The sequence below is a fragment of the Dysgonomonas termitidis genome (assembly GCF_054657735.1).
Window position 1 is genome coordinate 2,614,318 of record NZ_BAAHYD010000002.1, and the last position, 17,341, is coordinate 2,631,658.

The window sequence follows — 17,341 nt, forward strand, 5'->3', positions numbered from 1 at the left end:
ATAATCAGTTACAAAATTTAGAATTGCAAGGTATTACTATTTTTTATAAATAAATGTAGAATAATTATTCATCTTGGATGTACGGATTCGTCTTTTTAATATACGGACACGTTTTTACCCTATTATCTCCATCAAAACCATACAAGCCGTTTCTACATTCGGAATATGCTGGATACTTACCGAACGTTTGCCATTGCGTTCTTTCAGTTCGCAACTGCGCGGATATTTCTGTATATAATCCAGTAGTTTATCAAAGGCTTTCGACTGATAATAAGGAGATTCCGGATTGGATACGAGGAACAGGCTCATACGCCCGCCTTTCAGTACCACCTTTTCTATACCGAGTGTTTTCGCCAGTATTCTCAGGCGAACAATCATAATTAATTCACGCCCTTCGGGTGGTATTTTGCCAAAACGGTCTTCAAGACGTAGTGTGAAATTCTGAATGTCAGTTTCCCATTCCATATTGTCCAGCTCGCGATAAAGGGTGATACGTTCCGAATCGTTGGGGATATATGTGGCAGGGAACAGTAATTCCAGATCGCTTTCTATCTGTACGTCGTCCACGAAGTTATCCCCGGCTATTTTTTCGCCACTTTCTGCTTCATGGTAAATATCGGCGAATTCGTCATTCTTCAGTTCATTAACAGCTTCTGTCAATATTTTTTGATATACCTCATATCCTAAATCGGCGATAAATCCGCTCTGCTCTGCTCCGAGTAAATTTCCGGCACCCCGTATATCCAGGTCCTGCATGGCTATATGGAAGCCATGACCAAGTTCGGAAAAATTTTCTATTGCCTGTAAACGTCTTCTGGCCTCGGGGGTCAATGTATGGAGGGGAGGAGCAAGGAGGTATGCAAAAGCTTTTTTATTGCTTCGTCCCACACGTCCGCGGAGCTGGTGCAAATCACTCAGTCCGAAGTTCTGGGCATTGTTTACGATGATTGTATTTGCATTCGGGATATCTATTCCCGATTCTATGATGGATGTTGCGATCAATACGTCATATTCATGGTTTACGAAATCTATAATAACCGATTCCAGTTTGGCCGGGTCCATTTGTCCATGGCCGACTACCACCCGCGCATCTGGAACTTCGCGACGGATAATATCCTCCAGTTCGTAAATATTTTTTATCCGGTTGTTGATGAAGAATATCTGGCCATTACGGCTCATTTCAAATTCGATGGCTTCACGTATTATCTGCGGATCGAATGTATGCACTTCGGTCTGGATAGGGTAACGGTTTGGTGGCGGGGTAGTGATAGCCGATAAATCCCGTGCACCCATCAAGGAGAACTGTAATGTGCGTGGTATAGGAGTGGCTGTCATTGTGAGCGTATCCACATTCGATTTCATCTGTTTCAGCTTTTCCTTTACTGCTACCCCGAATTTTTGTTCCTCGTCTATTATCAGTAATCCGAGGTCTTTAAACTGTATATCCTTGCTCACTATGCGGTGAGTTCCTATAAGTACATCTACCTTACCCTCCTTCAGATCGTTCAGAGTTTCTTTTATCTGGTTTGCACTGCGGGCGCGGCTGATGTATTCTACACGGCACGGGAAATCCTTTAACCGCTCCCTGAATGTCTGGTAATGCTGGTATGCCAGTACGGTGGTAGGTACTAACACGGCTACTTGTTTATTGTCCGACACAGCTTTGAAAGCCCCCCGGATAGCAACTTCCGTTTTTCCGAAACCTACATCGCCACATATGAGGCGGTCCATCGGTTTGCTGTTTTCCATGTCCTGCTTTACATCCGAAGTAGCTTTTACCTGGTCGGGCGTATCCTCATAGATGAAGGATGCTTCCAGTTCATGCTGCAAGAATGAATCGGGGGAAAATTTGAACCCTTCTTCCTGACGTCGCTTAGCATATAGTTCTATCAGGTCGCGGGCAATATCTTTTACTTTGCTTTTAGTCTTCTCCTTTATTTTGTTCCATGCGCCGGTCCCCAGTTTGTTGATACGGGGCGGTTCACCTTCTTTGCCTCTGTACTTGGATATTTTATGCAGGGCATGCAGTGATACAAAGATGGAGTCGTTGTTGAGATATATCAGCTTGATAAGCTCCTGCATCTTCCCGTTCATATCGGAGCGGACAAGCCCGCCGAACTGTCCTACACCGTGGTCGATATGCACAATGTAGTCGCCTATCTGAAATTGTTGCAGTTCTTTGAGTGATAGGGCGAACTTACCGGAGCGTACCCTGTCCGATTTCAGATTATATTTATGATAGCGGTCAAATAACTGGTGGTCGGTAAAGCAACATATTTTCAATGTTTCGTCACTGAATCCTTCCGATAATGTTCTTTCTACAGGTATGAATGTAATATCGTCGCCCCTGTCTTCGAAGATAGATTGGAGGCGCTTGTGCTGCTTTTCGCTATCGCTCAGGATGTATATTTTGAAGCCTTTCTCTATATCCTTGTGAAAAGTCTCGCTTATCAGGTCAAAGTTTTTATGGAAAGGTGGTTGCAGGTTTGTTTCAAACTCAATGGTTGCTTGGGGTACACCGCCTGCTCTTGCTCCGAAATGAATATGCCTGAATCCGTTTATCAGGTCTGCATACTCTTCCCTGTCTGATAATTTATTCTGTATATCTTTTTCATATTCGGGATTATCCAGTATCGTAGAATCATTATAGACAGATTCTATTTTTTCTTCTGCCCATGCAAAGTCCTTGAATCCGATAACACTGTCCCCGGGTATCAGCCTCAATAAAGAGTCCCTGTCCAGGTCATCTTTCTGCATATCAGGTATAATCTGTATCTGCTGCAAACGCTCTTTCGATAACTGTGTTTCTATATCGAATGTGCGTATTGTGCTTACCTCATCGCCGAAAAAGTCGATGCGATATGGGAATTCATAAGAGAATGAGAATACGTCGAGAATACTTCCGCGAATAGCATACTGCCCCGGTTCGTAAACATAGTCTACATATTCGAATCCGAAGCTGTCCAGCATTTCCGATACAAAGCTGCGGTCTACTTCTTCATTTACATTGATGTGTATTGTATTTTTTTCCAGAATGCTTTTTGCAACAACTTTCTCTGCAAGCGCCTCCGGGTATGTGACTATAATCAGATGCTTGTTATCAGTTTGCAATTTACCCATCACTTCGGTACGGAGTATTTCATTTGCAGCATCTATCTGCCCGTATTTGATCGCACGTTTATAGGCTGACGGGAAAAACAGTACTTTGTCCGTATCCAGTATCTGTATCAGATCGTGATAAAAATAGCCTGCACTTTCGAGGTCGTTCAGAATGTACAGGAAACAATCGTTTGTTTTGTGATAAATGGCTGCTGCAAACATCGCAGCCGATGATCCGTATAATCCTTTTGCATAAATATTTTTATATTTTGGTAAAATATTTACAACAGCAGGTATGTTTTTGTGAGACTCGAAAACCTCTTGTAAAACAGCTAATTTCAATGTAGTAAATTTATAAAATTTCGGGATACAAAAGTAGTAAAAACATACTACAAATTCTATACCAATATTTAATTCTGACTTGAATTAACCAGGTGAATCAATAATAAAAGAGCGAGAACCATAAATCCTCACTCTTTCTACTGGATAAAATACGATATTATTTTCTTAATGTCAGTATTTCTTTTATGGTATCGGATGTAATATTGTGGCATTCGCCTAATTTCCAGCCGCGGTCAGCTAAGCGTTTACTCACCTTTTCGATGGCTTCATCACCCAAACTATAATCGCCCAGATGTGTTTTGACTCCCATCGTTTCAAAAAAGTTCTCCACAGCCTTTATTGTCTTTTCTATTGCCCCGTCACCCTGTATGCCGAATACTTCACGGCCGAGGCGGATTATCTTTTTCGACTTCTGTTCTTTCAGCACGGCCATTACTCCCGGTAATACGATGGCTAATGTTTGCGCATGGTCTAAGCCGTAGAATGCTGTAATTTCATGTCCGATCATATGTGTAGCCCAGTCCTGAGGTACGCCACAGTTTATCCATCCGTTCAGTGCCCATGTTGAAGCCCACATCAGATTCGCCCGCACATCATAATTATCAGGGTTGCTTAAAGCCTTCGGACCTTCTTCTACCAGTGTTTTTACAATGGCTTCGGCCATATTGTCCTGCAATAAGGAATTACTCTCGCTATATGTGAGGTATTGCTCCATCACATGTACAAACGCATCTACAACACCATTCCCTACCTGGCGTGCAGGCAGGCTGAATGTTACTGCAGGGTCGAGTACAGAGAATAAAGGATAAGTAAAATCGGAAGAGAAGGCCAGCTTTTCTACTGTAGATACACGGGTGATAACTCCTCCGTTGTTCATTTCCGAGCCTGTGGCCGGCAAAGTAATAATGTCGGCAAAAGGCATCGCTTTTTTTATCTCACTGCCTTTCGACAGGATATCCCAAGGTTCGCTACCTTCGAAAAGGGCAGCCGCCGCAATAAATTTTGTAGCATCAAGCACCGAGCCTCCACCAACGGACAGAAGAAAGGTGATCCCTTTTTTCTTGATAAATTCCACAGCTTTCATACAAGTTTCGTAGTGCGGATTAGGTTCTATTCCTGCGAATTCGTACCATTCAAAGCCTTCGAGGGCCTTCACCGTCTGGTCGTATACTCCGTTCTTTTTGATACTGCCACCACCGTAAGTAATCAATACTTTGCTACCCTGTGGTATTTCGTTTGTTATTTCCTTGATTGTATCTTTCCCAAATATGATTTTTACGGGATTTGCATAAGCGAAGTTGTTCATAATTGTATCTTTTGTAATTGGAACAAAGGTATATCATTTGATAGAATATGTATATGCTTTAATTATTAAAGTTGTTAAAAACTATTCAAATGAGAGACAGTTTCCGGATACTCCGCAATAAGCCCCTTTTTAGTAGAAGCGATTAGTCTATAAACAGTCTTGTCGCTCATATATAAGTGAAACAATCTATTCCTTTCCGAATATTCCCTCTGTAGTCCTTATGCAAAATAAAATTCAAAAAATGACACAAATATACCTGATGTAGTGGTTGGTTGTCAATAGTGATGCGGTAATAATCAGGGAGTGTTCCGTAGAAATGGAGTAGACTCTTAAAATTCTGCCAGCAACCGCACGTTCAGCTGTCTTCCCGTCAGGTAATTAGGTACGGCATGGTGTTGATTATTCACATCGGTTATCCAATAATAAGTATTTGTATTCTGCATGTCGAAGATGTTAAACGCATCCAGTCCCAGCCATATATTTTTAAAGGCTTTACAGAATGAATTCCTGTCACGGATAGCAAAATCCTCTCCCAGTACCAGCCATGAGAAACCGATGTCGATACGTTTATAATCCGGTGTGCGGAAATATCCGGTTTCGTATCCTTTGTACGGGGCGGATACAGGTAATCCTTGCGACCATAGACCGCGCAGACTCATTTTCAAGCGTTCATATCCGGGAAAATAATCCTGGTAGAAGAGTGCGAGGTTGAATCGCTGGTCGGTAGGCAGAGGCACTTTTACCCCGTTTATATCCTGTTCGGTTTTCATGAATGACAGGCTTATCCAACTATCTGCCCCGGGAATAAATTCACCGTATAATTTTACGTCAGCTCCCATCGAGTAGCCTTTGGAGGAGTTCTCGCCTGTGTATCTTATCTTTACATTGTTGACAGTATATGGTACAAGATCGGATAATTTTTTGTAATATATTTCACCTGATAATTTGAACGGGGGAATGTTCTTCTGTATATCCCGTCCGAAGTAATAGTCGGCGCCCAATACGATATGTATCGATTTCTGTGACTTGATATCTTTATTCAGTTCTATGATATTATTCCCGTCTATATTAACAATGCGCTGGAATTCTTTATAAAAAGGAGCCTGGTAATATATTCCTCCCGCTACCCGCAATGAAAGACTTTCCAACTTTGCAGGGACAAAAGCCAAAGCTCCGCGCGGACTTACAATCAGTTCTTCGTTGAAAGTCCAGTAACTGGCCCGCACCCCGGCGTTTAGAATGAATAAGCCTGCGCCTGTACTAAAATTGTAGGTGTCCTGTATATATCCCGAAATACGGGTGGGGTTGATTTTATTATCCGATTTCAGGTTTGAAAATACATTCACATCTGTTCCGGTACTCGGTAAGGAGAATCCCGCCGAGTCGCGCATTTCCCATTCCTTTATTTTATCGTTTATTTTTTCCTTTTGATAGCTGATACTCCATTTCAGCATGTTCCGGTCTATTTTCAGATTACCGGAATGAGTGAAAGTATATACATCCGATTTTAATTTATTTCGTGCGTGTTCATGGTAGGTGCCTATAGCCAGTTGTGAGCCGATATTTTCATCCTCGCCCACTAAACTTGTTTCCTGTAAAAGATAACGACCGTCTATATCGTAACGTTCCTGTTCATCTGATGAAAAAGCGGAGGCTGTAAGTCCGATATTCAGGTTGTCTGTGATCTTTCCTTTTAATATTAAAGCCCCTTGGTAAGTGAGAAATTTATCATTTTCCCAGCCGTTGAAATGTACCGTAAATGTGCGGGGAGACGTTAATGTTCCAAATGATGTTTTGCGTGTTTCGGGTGTAAATTCATATTTATTATGGGAATAATTCCCTAGGAAACCGGCTTCCCATTTAGTACCCGGCTTATAGGTGATATATGTCTGGAAATCGAGGAAAGAAGGATCATACTCGGCTTTGGTATCGGTGGTACTCAACAGGGAGCGCAATGTCTTATACCTGACACTGGTAACCTGGGAAAATTTTTCGGTGGAATTACCTGCATATATCTCTCCGCCGAGCAGCCCTGCCGAAACAGCGCCTTCGAACCGTTGTGGCCTTTTATAGGTAATATCCAATACCGACGACATCTTATCCCCATACTCGGCGCTGAAGCCTCCGGCAGAAAACCCCACTTTTTGAACCATATTGGGATTGATAAAACTAAGTCCTTCCTGCTGCGCTGAACGCACAAGCAGGGGACGATATATCTCTATGCCGTTCACATAAACGATGTTTTCATCAAAGTTCCCGCCACGTACCGAATATTGGCTACTCAGTTCGTTTGTAGAGCTTACCCCTCCCATAGTGGCCAGGAGTGATTCTATGCTGTTCCACGGATTTGAGGGACGCTTGGCGGCTATATAGTCGATTCGTCCGATTACAGTAGTTACCATGCGTTCACCTTCCACAGTGACAGGTGCAAGGCTGTTATCTTCCTCGTGGAGTGTAACACTCAGGTTGAAATCTTTTGTTAACTCAGGTATGACATACAGGTGCTTCCGGTAGCCGATCAGTGAGAAAATGAGCTTGACGGAATCGCCGGGAAATGCTTCCAGTTCATAGAATCCGTAACTATTTGTATATACTCCATTGCTTGTGTCCGGTTGCGATACCGACACTTGTTCCAACGGACGGTAATGCTTATCTGTAACTATTCCTGCAATTTTCACTTTCTGCGCATAGGAAGAAACCGAAATAAAAAAGAGTAATAACAGGAATTGTTTCTTTGACATTGCTTAGTTTTTGGTTTTTATAAAAAACAAATTTATGGATATATTTCCGGAGAACAAATAATTATTACGGATTATATTTATCTATATCTACGGGTATTGGCGAATACCCGTAATGCTCTTTATATTTGATGAAAGGGTAAAAGTAACAGTTAGAAAAATATGTTACATGTGTTACTTTTTAACATGTCGTAAGTTTTAAGCAATAGGTTGAAAGTTATATGAGATACGAGTAGACAAGACACGAGATACGAGTTGTTTACTGCTAACTGTTTACTGTTTACTGAAAAATGTGTTACTTCTGTTACCTTTTAACTATATATTGTGAATATAGGTTAATTTTAAGCGGTCTTTGATATATTGATTATTAAATACGGGTTACCTGTTATTCTGGGAAGTGTTACCTTTTTAGGTTTTCAGTATGGGGCGAGCTTTGCGACTGTTTTCTGTGGAGTGGGCAGACGTAATATTTGTTACATCTGTTACTTTTTATGAAGAACAGGCAGGGACTTATTGCATGAAAATCAAAAAAGGCTACCCGAATATCGAGTAACCTTTTCTATTCACCTAAAAACCTAAATTAAAACCTATGCAGTTATTGTATCTCTATCTTCTTCACTTTGTCTTCGATAGCCTTGTCTTGTTTAGGCAGTGTGATTTGCAGAATTCCGTCTTTTTGCACAGCTGAGATATTGTCAGTGTCTATATCTTCCGGAATAGTGAAGCTACGGGTGAAAGAAGATTTTTTGAATTCGCGGCGAAGCACTTTTTCGTTTTCGTCTTTTTCTTCACTTTTTACTTCATTCTGAGCCGAGATTTTAAGCACATCATTTTCTATTTCTATTTTGATGTCTTCTTTGTTGAATCCTGGAACAGACAATTCAATGCTGAATGCCTTTTCATTTTCTGAAACATTGGTGGCCGGAAGGTATGTATTCCCGAAACCGTTCAATACTTCATCATTGATGTAATTAGAAAAGAATGCAGGGAAAAAACTACCGCTTCTGTCGTACCTTCTAAGTTGATTTCTCATAATCTGATCCTCCTTAAATTTATTTTTAGTTTAATCTTAATATTATACATTTTCATATCTGTAAAGTATATAGCAAAAAGTATGCAAAAGTGACTAATTGGCATATATTAGCTGTGTGAAAATATTTTAAATATCAAATTCAAATGTTAACTATTTTGTAATGAGTTGTTTTTAGCTATTTGTAGTGTGGCATGTATAAATCAATTATAGTGACATAATGTCATGTTGTGGGGTTGGAGTTTAAAATGGACGAGAAAAAGACTGTCCGATGTGTTGGAAATTTAAAAATTGAAAAAGTGACAGAGGAGGAAAATGGGTATAATCTGTAACTTTTGTCAACTTTTAGACGATACTTACAAGCATGCGGGTAAAAAGGGCTTCATTATTCATTTTTCTACCATCCGTAAAAGGAATATATTAGCAGAATATACGACATTGTTTATCTAGAATGTCTGTAAATCAATATTTTCGGTGCTAATGAAAACTTTTCCGATTTAAATTTTGTTTATATACAAACAAGAAACCCAGCGCATCCGGGTGCTTATATTTCGTGTTTCGTTTTACAGATTACGACAAATTTTTAAGAAAAAAAGCACAATAATGATTAAGAGACTTTTTTTAACATGCATTGTTCTCGCAATTGTGCATATAGTATATGGTCAGGAGGAACGGAAAGAGGCTTACTTACCCATTTTTGCATTGAAGACAAACGCGTTGTACTGGACCACAACTACCCCAAACCTGAGTATCGAATTCGGCTTATCCGGGAAGTTTACATTGGAAATATCGGGTAACTATAATCCGTGGACATTTTCCGATAACAGGAAACTGAAACATTGGCTTGTCCAACCCGAACTGAGATATTGGCTTTGTGAACGATTCAATGGCCATTTTTTCGGTTTACACGGCCACTATGCCGAATATAATGTAGGTGGTATCAAGCAACTGGGATTAAAAGAACATCGTTATGAGGGTAATCTTTGGGGAGGAGGCATATCGTACGGATATCATTGGATTCTGAGTAATCACTGGAGTATAGAAGCTACTATCGGGGTCGGTTATGCTCACCTGGACTACGACAAATACAAATGCGAGCAGTGCGGAACAAAAATCAAAGATGATACGAAAAATTACTGGGGTCCTACAAAAGCCGGCTTAAGCATAATTTACGTTCTCAGATAAAAGTAAGATCAGGATGAAAAAAATATTAAATATCGGCATAATCGTATTGTTGTTTGTATTGGCTATGCCTCTTATGTCACAACAGATTTACAAAGGGCAAATAAGTATAGCTTCGGGCGAAATGATACGTGAAGGCGATTTCCTGTATGTACATATGATAATAGATATGTCAGGCTTGAGACTGGATAAAAACCGTTCACTTACCCTGGCTCCGCTATTGACCAACGGCAGCCATGACAAGGAATTACCCGATGTGCTTATTAATGGTACTACGCGTCATAAAGCCTATCTAAGGGCACAGGCTCTGGGTGGTGGGAAGAGTGCGAATACATCATATAGTGTGGTCAAACTGGATAGAAAATCGAAAGGTCCGCTGCATTATAAACAAACCATCCCTTACGAGAAGTGGATGGATACGGCTCATCTGGATATGAAAGAAGTCCTTTGCGGATGTGGAGGATATGAACAGGAAGTAGCTATGGAGAGGGTAATAGAAAATGTGCCGCCGCTGGTGATAACTCCATATATAATGATTCCTCAGCTGGCGTATATACAGCCTAAGGTGGAAGATGTGAAATCGCGTAAAGAACAATGGGATGTATATTTGGATTTTCCGGTAAATAAGACGGATATCTTGTCCGATTATATGGGGAACCCCGTAGAACTATCTAAAATAGAGCGTATGCTTAAGGCTGTGAAGGCTGATAATAATCTGACTGTAACGCGCATTGATATTTCGGGTTATGCTTCACCTGAAGGCCTTGTAGGGGATAACGAAAAATTGTCGAGGGGTAGGGCAGAGGCATTTAAGAAATACCTGGCATCGAAACTGGATTTTTCTGCTGGTATATATAAGGTAGAATATGGCGGGGAAAACTGGGATGGACTGCTTGCCGCGTTAGAGGCCTCGGATATGGAAGATAAAGATGCGGTTATTGATATAATAAAGAATACACGCGATTTAGCCACACGTAAAGCAAGACTCAGAGGCCTGAATAACGGATTGCCTTATCAGCAGATGCTGAAGGAAATATACCCGAGATTGCGTAAAGTGGAGTCGTCAGCTATTTATAATGTGAAAGGATTTGACGTAGCAGAGGCAAAAGAAGTGATCAAGTCGCGTCCGCAACAGTTGAGTCTGGATGAAATGTTCCGTATTGCAAATTCCTATGAGGCAGGTAGTAACGATTTCATCGATGTATTTGAAACAGCAGTAAGAATGTTCCCGGATGATGAAATCGCCAATCTGAATGCTGCGGCTGCGGCCTTGTCGGCAAACAATCCGGTAAACGCAGAGAAGTATCTGAAAAAATCGAATGTGAATTCCGCGGAATATGCAAACAATATAGGAGTCCTGTATCTTTTGAGCGGTGATGTGGACAGGGCGAAAATCCAGTTTGGCAAGGCTGCCGAAAGTGGCATAGAGGCTGCGAAATATAACTTGAAAGAAGTGGAAAAGAAAATAGAAAATGACGCTCAGATTAAATAATCAGGTTAGTTTTTATAATTAATGAGAATCACCAGTTGGATTTTAACGTTCTGTTTTTAGTTACAGGTTACTACGCCCTGCGGGCAGTTACAAGTTACGAGTCGGCTGATACACATATGGCTAAAGCCTGAAGAGCCTTTGTCTTGTCGCCGCATCGCGATTCCGGCCTCGTCCCGCAGGCGGGGTACCCAATCCGTAAAGCGCCCGCTCGCGCAGACGTCCCGTCTGTGTGTTGCGTAGCAAACATTTTGCCCCACCGAAGCTGCGGTTTTGGGTCGCCGGGGGATGCAGCCTTGATTAATTATTTCAGCTACAAATTGAGACGATTACTTATTATAAAAAAAGAAGCTGCCCCATCGGGGCAGCTTCCTTCTATTATTTAGGCTTATTGATATTAAGCTTTTCCTGCACTACCAAGCACTGCTTCTATTTTGTGCTTGTATAGTTTTTTCATGTTATCGCGGGCTGGTCCGAGATATTTACGAGGGTCAAACTCAGCTGGTTTAGTAGCAAATACTTCACGTACAGCAGCAGTCATAGCCAGACGGCTGTCTGAGTCGATATTGATTTTGCATACTGCTGATTTTGCAGCTTTGCGAAGTTGCTCTTCAGGGATACCGATTGCATCTTTAAGCGCACCACCATATTTGTTGATAGTTTCAACTTCTTCCTGTGGTACAGAAGATGCTCCGTGAAGTACGATAGGGAATCCCGGAAGTTCTTTTTCGCATTCTTCCAATACGTCGAAACGCAATGGAGGCGGAACAAGGTGACCGTTAGCGTCTCTTGTACATTGTTCCGGAGTAAATTTGTTTGCTCCGTGAGAAGTACCGATAGAAATAGCCAATGAATCACATCCGGTTTTTGTAACGAAATCCACTACTTCTTCAGGTTTTGTATAAGTGTGGTGTTCTGCAGACACTTCGTCTTCTACACCGGCCAATACTCCTAGTTCTCCTTCAACTGTTACATCGAACTGATGAGCATATTCCACTACTTTTTTAGTAAGAGCTACGTTTTCATCATATGGAAGGTGAGAACCGTCGATCATCACAGAAGAAAATCCTGAATCGATACAGTCTTTACAAGTTTCGAAAGTATCGCCATGGTCTAAATGAAGTACGATTTGCGGTTTTTCCCAACCTAAGCTTTTTGCATATTCTACAGCACCTTGAAGCATATAACGCAACAAGATAGGGTTTGCATATTGACGGGCACCTTTAGATGCCTGTACGATAACCGGTGACTTTGTTTCAGCAGCAGCCTGAACGATAGCCTGTAACTGCTCCATGTTGTTAACATTGAACGCAGGAATAGCATATCCGCCTTTTACTGCTTTAGCAAACATTTCTTTAGTGTTCACTAATCCCAAGTCTTTGTAACTTACCATTGTTTTTGAATTTTTTATTTATAATAATTATGAATAGAATAAATCTTTTAATCGTTACAAAAGTAACAAATTTATACGATATTAAGTACCTAAAAAAGATAAAATAACCTAATCCGCGTTATTTCCACAATGGGCTTGGGTACTCTCCGGTCTCTACCAGTTTATGCAGTTTTTCCACCACACCTTCCCTGTCTTCGGCATATGTCACTCCAAACCATTTTGAAGGAGTATCCAAAACCTTCACATCGGCTGTCTTATTTACTATAAGGTGGTCTACCATCAACGGGATAAAGTATTCAGCCTTGTGATTACCGGCGTTCTGTTCGAGGAATTTGATAAAATATTTTTCGGAATGTTCGAAATAATCCGGTGTGAATCCCCACATATTCATCGATACAGGAGCATTTTCAGGCAGTTCGAACCAATAATTTTCGGCATCTTTATATTGAATCTTTCCGTCTTTAAGTTCGATATGCGTACGTTCAACCACGCTTTTCAGAAAATGATTGCTATCTGTTTCGCAAACACCTCTGGCTACTGCCCCGCTTTCAGACAATGTATTGCTCAAACGATAGCCCACCATGCAATAATGGTTTGCGGTACCGTTCATTTTATTCAATTGCTCAGCCAGGATAGCATAGCTCTCACGGCCGTAAAAGTCGTCGGCATTGATAACCGCGAATGGTTCTTTGATAACATCTTTAGCCATCATCACGGCATGATTCGTACCCCATGGTTTTTGCCTGTCGGGATGCAGTTCAAATCCTTCCGGCAGATTGTCCAGTTCCTGATAAACTACTTCTACCGGAATATGGTCTTCATATTTGGAAACGATTTTTTCACGGAAGTCCTTGTCAAATGATTTACGGATAACGAAAACGACTTTCCCGAATCCTGCTCTAAGGGCGTCATAGATGGAATAATCCATGATCGTTTCGCCGTTAGGCCCAAGCCCGTCCATTTGTTTAAGGCTGCCATACCGGCTTCCCATACCGGCAGCTAATACATACAAAGTAGGTTTCATAATAAATATTTTTCAGTTAAATTTTTGAAGCCACAAAGATAAACTTTTAAGGCTTAAATCTGATAAATTTCCACAATTATTGAACTTTCATCTGTCAAAAAGATAAATATTATTCTTACAGAATATTGATAAAACTGTCTTTTGCGCTTTTGCGGGTATAATTACTTTTATTATTTAACAGCTAAATAATGGCAATAATATGAGCTTATTTACTTTTCAACATCATATCAATTTTTAATGTTATTTGATACAAATCTGTCATCTTAAATGCTTTCCTTTGTAATAAGATGAATGATAATGTACTCGAAAAACTAAAAGTATTGGCAGAATCAGCGAAGTACGATGTTTCCTGTTCTTCCAGTGGTACTGTCCGCAAAAACAAAGCGGGCGGGATGGGAAATACTGTTGGCGGGATGGGTATTTGTCATAGTTTTACAGAAGATGGAAGATGCGTTTCCCTACTTAAAATCATGCTTACAAACTTTTGTATCTATGATTGTGCATACTGCATAAACCGCAGGACAAACGACATTCGCCGGGCAACGTTTACCGTACAGGAACTGGTGGAACTCACCATCGAGTTTTATCGGCGTAATTATATAGAGGGGCTTTTCCTTAGTTCGGGTGTCATCAACAATCCCGACTATACAATGGAGCGTATGGTGCGGGTAGTCAAAGACCTGCGCACAGTACACCGCTTCAATGGGTACATACATATGAAAAGTATTCCCGGAGCAAGTCAGGAGTTGATAAGTGAAGCCGGGCTTTATGCCGATCGTATGAGCGTGAATCTGGAAATACCTACCGAAGCGAACCTGAAACTGTTGGCTCCCGAAAAGGATCACCGCAGCGTATATAAACCGATGCGCTACATACAAATAGGTATGCAGCAAAGCATTGAGGATCGGCGTAAATTTCGTTCTGCGCCTCGTTTTGTCCCGGCAGGACAAAGCACACAGATGATTGTGGGAGCCACAAATGAAAAGGATAAGGACATTTTGCGGGTATCGTCCATCCTCTATCAGCAGACGCAGATGCGGAGGGTTTATTATTCGGGGTTCATTCCGGTGAATAGCTACGACAGCCGTTTACCTGCCCTGAAACAAGCTCCCCTGGTAAGAGAAAACCGTCTCTATCAGGCCGATTGGCTTATGCGGTTTTACCAGTACCGTGCCGATGAAATTGTAGATGATGCTTACCCCGATCTGGACCTAGAAATCGATCCTAAACTGGTCTGGGCACTCCGGCATCCCGAAGCATTCCCTATAGATATAAATAAGGCGGATTATGCAATGATTCTTCGTGTGCCGGGTATTGGCGTAAAGTCCGCGCAATTTATCGTGATGTCACGCAGGCATGGCCGGATAAATGCATCGCAACTGAAAAAGATAGGTGTGGTAATGAAGAAGGCGCAATATTTCATTACATGCAACGAACTGCCAATGTACACTGTAAATGAAGCGACTCCGGAGTATATTCGCAAAATCCTTACAGAACCGAAGAAAAAGGAAATAGATGATAAACAGTTGTCGATTCTTTTTCCGGATTAGGATCATACTGAAAATCTTAATTCTTAATTAAAAAATTGCTCGTCTTTTTTTACGATAAAACATTTGAAGGTTTGCTTACCGCAATCTTCGACGCCTATAGCCGGAAAACTTTTCCTGACAGACTATTAGGTGAAGGAGAGATTGCACCTATGTTTATGGAAGACTGTCATACCATAACCACTCAGGAAGATAAAGCTACCCGCGTATGGACTTCCCTGCAAAATAAACTAAGTAAAGGAGCGCAGAATATGGTGACATATGCCTGGTTGTCTGAAGAAGAAGGAAGTGACGAACTGCTGTTCAGATTTATCAGGAAATCATTTGACAGTAAAATATCTATCGAAACCAATTTTGGGGATGAGGATGTCCTCAAACTGCACCAACTGGCCAGAAAGGTTTCCCATGAAGAATTGTATATAAAACAATTCGTACGCTTTCAGAAGGCAGCTGACGATATTTTCTTCTCTGCCATATCACCCCGTCATAATGCACTGCCTTTGGCGATAGAACATTTCAGGGACCGTTTTTCGGACCAGAAATGGGTTATTTACGATCTGAAACGCAGATATGGTTTTTACTACGATCTGCACACAGTAGTGGAAATGACTCTCGATAACGATGAACATCTGCTGAGCGGTAAATTAGACGAGAACCTGATGGCAGAAGATGAGAAGATGTTTCAGGAATTATGGAAAGGATACTTCAAATCGATGACAATAAAAGAGCGGATCAACCTGAAACTGCAACGTCAGCATATGCCAAAACGCTTTTGGAAATATCTAACCGAGAAACAATGATTCTCACATCCGTAAATCCAATTTCAAAGCGCTCAGGATATAGAATACTCCTTTAAAATCAATTATCAGCATCCATATACTTCAAAACCTGACCACTGATTTGCATCAGGGAAATTTCACACAGTTTTGTATTGAATTCAGCCTGAACCAAACGTTCCTCGGCCTCCAACAAACTATTCTGGGCTTCCCTCAACTCTATCCCCGACAAGTCTCCAAGTTTGTAACGTTCTATCGCTATTTCGTGGTTTTCACGGGCAGTTTCTACATTCTCCTTTTCCAGATTGGTCAACTCTATATTGTTACGGTAAGCCATCCACATATTGGCCAGATCTGCTTTCAGCGACAGTGTGGTTTGTTCATATTCCAGTTGCCTGTTCTCAATCTCGATTTTAGCATTCCGCTGTTTCCTTCTGCTATTGAAGCCGTTAAACAGGTTGAATCCCAGTGTTAGTCCATAATTAAGCCCTAATGTACGCTGATTGCCTATGGTTCCTGTATTATAAATATTCTTCGTAATTCCATATCCTGCATTGAACTTCAGATAAGGATAATTTTCGCTCTGGGCAGTCTTCAGGTCCAATACACTTAGTTTCTTATTTTTGTCGGATAACAGCAGGAACGTATTATTCGAAAGCATACCCTGCATTATATCGTTCTGGTCGAGGAACTCGTTGTATATAATAACCGAATCCTTAGTTTCTATCATCTGGTCTATCTTCTTCTGAGCCATCAGCTTATTCAGCAATACACGGGATGTGTACAGCACTTCATATTGCTTGATTAACTGTGAACTGTCACTGTTGAAGTCTACACGCGCCTGCTGCATATCCAGCCGTGAACCTGCTCCTATTTCATAACGGGCTTCTACTATCCGCAAGCGTTCTTTCGATAATTTCACTGCCGATTTCAGGTTTTTCAGGCGGATGGTTTGCTGTATATAATTATAATATTCGGAAGTAATATCAGCTATAAAAGTTTCGATAGCCAGCTGGGTATCCAGTTTACCCATTTGTTGCAGTTCTTTCAGCCGGTTATAATTCGTCTGTATATTGAAGCCATCGAAGATAGTCCAGTTAAGGTTTATACCTGCGTTGAGATTCTGATTATTCACTCCATTGCTTGTATTCGTCTCCCCCGACTCCAGTTTCTGCTTTACATTGTTCGAGGTACCCGAGTAGCCGCTCGTAAGGTCTACCGTAGGTAAATATCCGGCATTCCCTATAGTCATATTATTATCGGATACTTCCTGATTGTTTCTTGATATACGGATATCATAGTTATTCATTAAACCCTCCTGTATACACCTGTTCAGGTCATATATATTCTGGGATTCAGATATGGCAGGCAAAATAAATAACAGTAATATAGCAGATAAATATTTTTTCATATAC

The 17,341-nt window shown here is 41.1% G+C and carries 11 protein-coding genes; 4 read left to right on the forward strand and 7 right to left on the reverse strand.

Annotated elements, in window-relative coordinates:
* Nucleotides 1-114: 114 nt before the first annotated feature.
* The 4 genes from mfd to ACYQ3L_RS15045 all read right to left on the reverse strand — a co-directional run bounded on the left by mfd (nt 115) and on the right by ACYQ3L_RS15045 (nt 8,518).
* On the reverse strand, nt 115-3,321 hold the full coding sequence (gene mfd / locus ACYQ3L_RS15030; protein ID WP_380001025.1) for a transcription-repair coupling factor: 3,207 nt from the start codon (nt 3,319-3,321) through the stop codon (nt 115-117).
* A 277-nt stretch (nt 3,322-3,598) separates the two neighbouring features.
* Nucleotides 3,599-4,747: an iron-containing alcohol dehydrogenase gene (locus ACYQ3L_RS15035; RefSeq protein WP_380000989.1), complete on the reverse strand. Its 1,149-nt coding sequence runs from the start codon at nt 4,745-4,747 to the stop codon at nt 3,599-3,601.
* 329 nt (nt 4,748-5,076) lie between these two features.
* Nucleotides 5,077-7,488: a TonB-dependent receptor gene (locus ACYQ3L_RS15040; RefSeq protein WP_380000987.1), complete on the reverse strand. Its 2,412-nt coding sequence runs from the start codon at nt 7,486-7,488 to the stop codon at nt 5,077-5,079.
* Nucleotides 7,489-8,080: 592 nt separating this feature from the next.
* Entirely contained in the window at nt 8,081-8,518 is a 438-nt protein-coding gene (locus tag ACYQ3L_RS15045; protein ID WP_380000985.1) for an Hsp20/alpha crystallin family protein, read from the reverse strand.
* 600 nt (nt 8,519-9,118) lie between these two features.
* Between ACYQ3L_RS15045 and ACYQ3L_RS15050 the strand changes: the two genes are divergently transcribed.
* Nucleotides 9,119-9,700 carry a DUF3575 domain-containing protein gene (locus ACYQ3L_RS15050; RefSeq protein WP_380000983.1) on the forward strand — a complete coding sequence of 194 codons (582 nt, stop codon included), beginning with the start codon at nt 9,119-9,121 and terminating at the stop codon, nt 9,698-9,700.
* Nucleotides 9,701-9,713: 13 nt separating this feature from the next.
* A complete protein-coding gene (locus ACYQ3L_RS15055; RefSeq protein ID WP_380000981.1) occupies nt 9,714-11,189 on the forward strand; it encodes a DUF3868 domain-containing protein in 1,476 nt (491 codons plus the stop codon).
* Between the two features lie 394 nt (nt 11,190-11,583).
* On the opposite strand, the gene ACYQ3L_RS15060 is transcribed toward ACYQ3L_RS15055, so the two are convergent.
* Together ACYQ3L_RS15060 and ACYQ3L_RS15065 are read right to left on the reverse strand one after the other, a co-directional pair.
* Nucleotides 11,584-12,579: a class II fructose-bisphosphate aldolase gene (locus tag ACYQ3L_RS15060; protein WP_291111341.1), complete on the reverse strand. Its 996-nt coding sequence runs from the start codon at nt 12,577-12,579 to the stop codon at nt 11,584-11,586.
* Nucleotides 12,580-12,697: 118 nt separating this feature from the next.
* Nucleotides 12,698-13,603: a glycosyltransferase family protein gene (locus ACYQ3L_RS15065; protein WP_380000978.1), complete on the reverse strand. Its 906-nt coding sequence runs from the start codon at nt 13,601-13,603 to the stop codon at nt 12,698-12,700.
* A gap of 287 nt (nt 13,604-13,890) precedes the next feature.
* On the opposite strand from ACYQ3L_RS15065, the gene ACYQ3L_RS15070 reads away from it, so the two are divergent.
* Nucleotides 13,891-15,153: a putative DNA modification/repair radical SAM protein gene (locus ACYQ3L_RS15070; RefSeq protein ID WP_380000976.1), complete on the forward strand. Its 1,263-nt coding sequence runs from the start codon at nt 13,891-13,893 to the stop codon at nt 15,151-15,153.
* A 35-nt stretch (nt 15,154-15,188) separates the two neighbouring features.
* On the forward strand, nt 15,189-15,950 hold the full coding sequence (locus tag ACYQ3L_RS15075; protein ID WP_380000974.1) for a TIGR03915 family putative DNA repair protein: 762 nt from the start codon (nt 15,189-15,191) through the stop codon (nt 15,948-15,950).
* A 58-nt stretch (nt 15,951-16,008) separates the two neighbouring features.
* On the opposite strand, the gene ACYQ3L_RS15080 is transcribed toward ACYQ3L_RS15075, so the two are convergent.
* On the reverse strand, nt 16,009-17,337 hold the full coding sequence (locus ACYQ3L_RS15080) for a TolC family protein (protein ID WP_380000972.1): 1,329 nt from the start codon (nt 17,335-17,337) through the stop codon (nt 16,009-16,011).
* Nucleotides 17,338-17,341: the final 4 nt, after the last annotated feature.

Bases quoted from the DNA above. Each gene is read 5' to 3' on its own strand.
- ACYQ3L_RS15065 (WP_380000978.1), bottom strand. From the start codon at position 13,603: ATGAAACCTACTTTGTATGTATTAGCTGCCGGTATGGGAAGCCGGTAT.
- mfd (WP_380001025.1), bottom strand. From the start codon at position 3,321: ATGTTTGCAGCAGCCATTTATCACAAAACAAACGATTGTTTCCTGTAC.
- ACYQ3L_RS15035 (WP_380000989.1), bottom strand. From the start codon at position 4,747: ATGAACAACTTCGCTTATGCAAATCCCGTAAAAATCATATTTGGGAAA.
- ACYQ3L_RS15060 (WP_291111341.1), bottom strand. From the start codon at position 12,579: ATGGTAAGTTACAAAGACTTGGGATTAGTGAACACTAAAGAAATGTTT.
- ACYQ3L_RS15050 (WP_380000983.1), top strand. From the start codon at position 9,119: ATGATTAAGAGACTTTTTTTAACATGCATTGTTCTCGCAATTGTGCAT.
- ACYQ3L_RS15045 (WP_380000985.1), bottom strand. From the start codon at position 8,518: ATGAGAAATCAACTTAGAAGGTACGACAGAAGCGGTAGTTTTTTCCCT.
- ACYQ3L_RS15070 (WP_380000976.1), top strand. From the start codon at position 13,891: ATGAATGATAATGTACTCGAAAAACTAAAAGTATTGGCAGAATCAGCG.
- ACYQ3L_RS15080 (WP_380000972.1), bottom strand. From the start codon at position 17,337: ATGAAAAAATATTTATCTGCTATATTACTGTTATTTATTTTGCCTGCC.
- ACYQ3L_RS15055 (WP_380000981.1), top strand. From the start codon at position 9,714: ATGAAAAAAATATTAAATATCGGCATAATCGTATTGTTGTTTGTATTG.
- ACYQ3L_RS15040 (WP_380000987.1), bottom strand. From the start codon at position 7,488: ATGTCAAAGAAACAATTCCTGTTATTACTCTTTTTTATTTCGGTTTCT.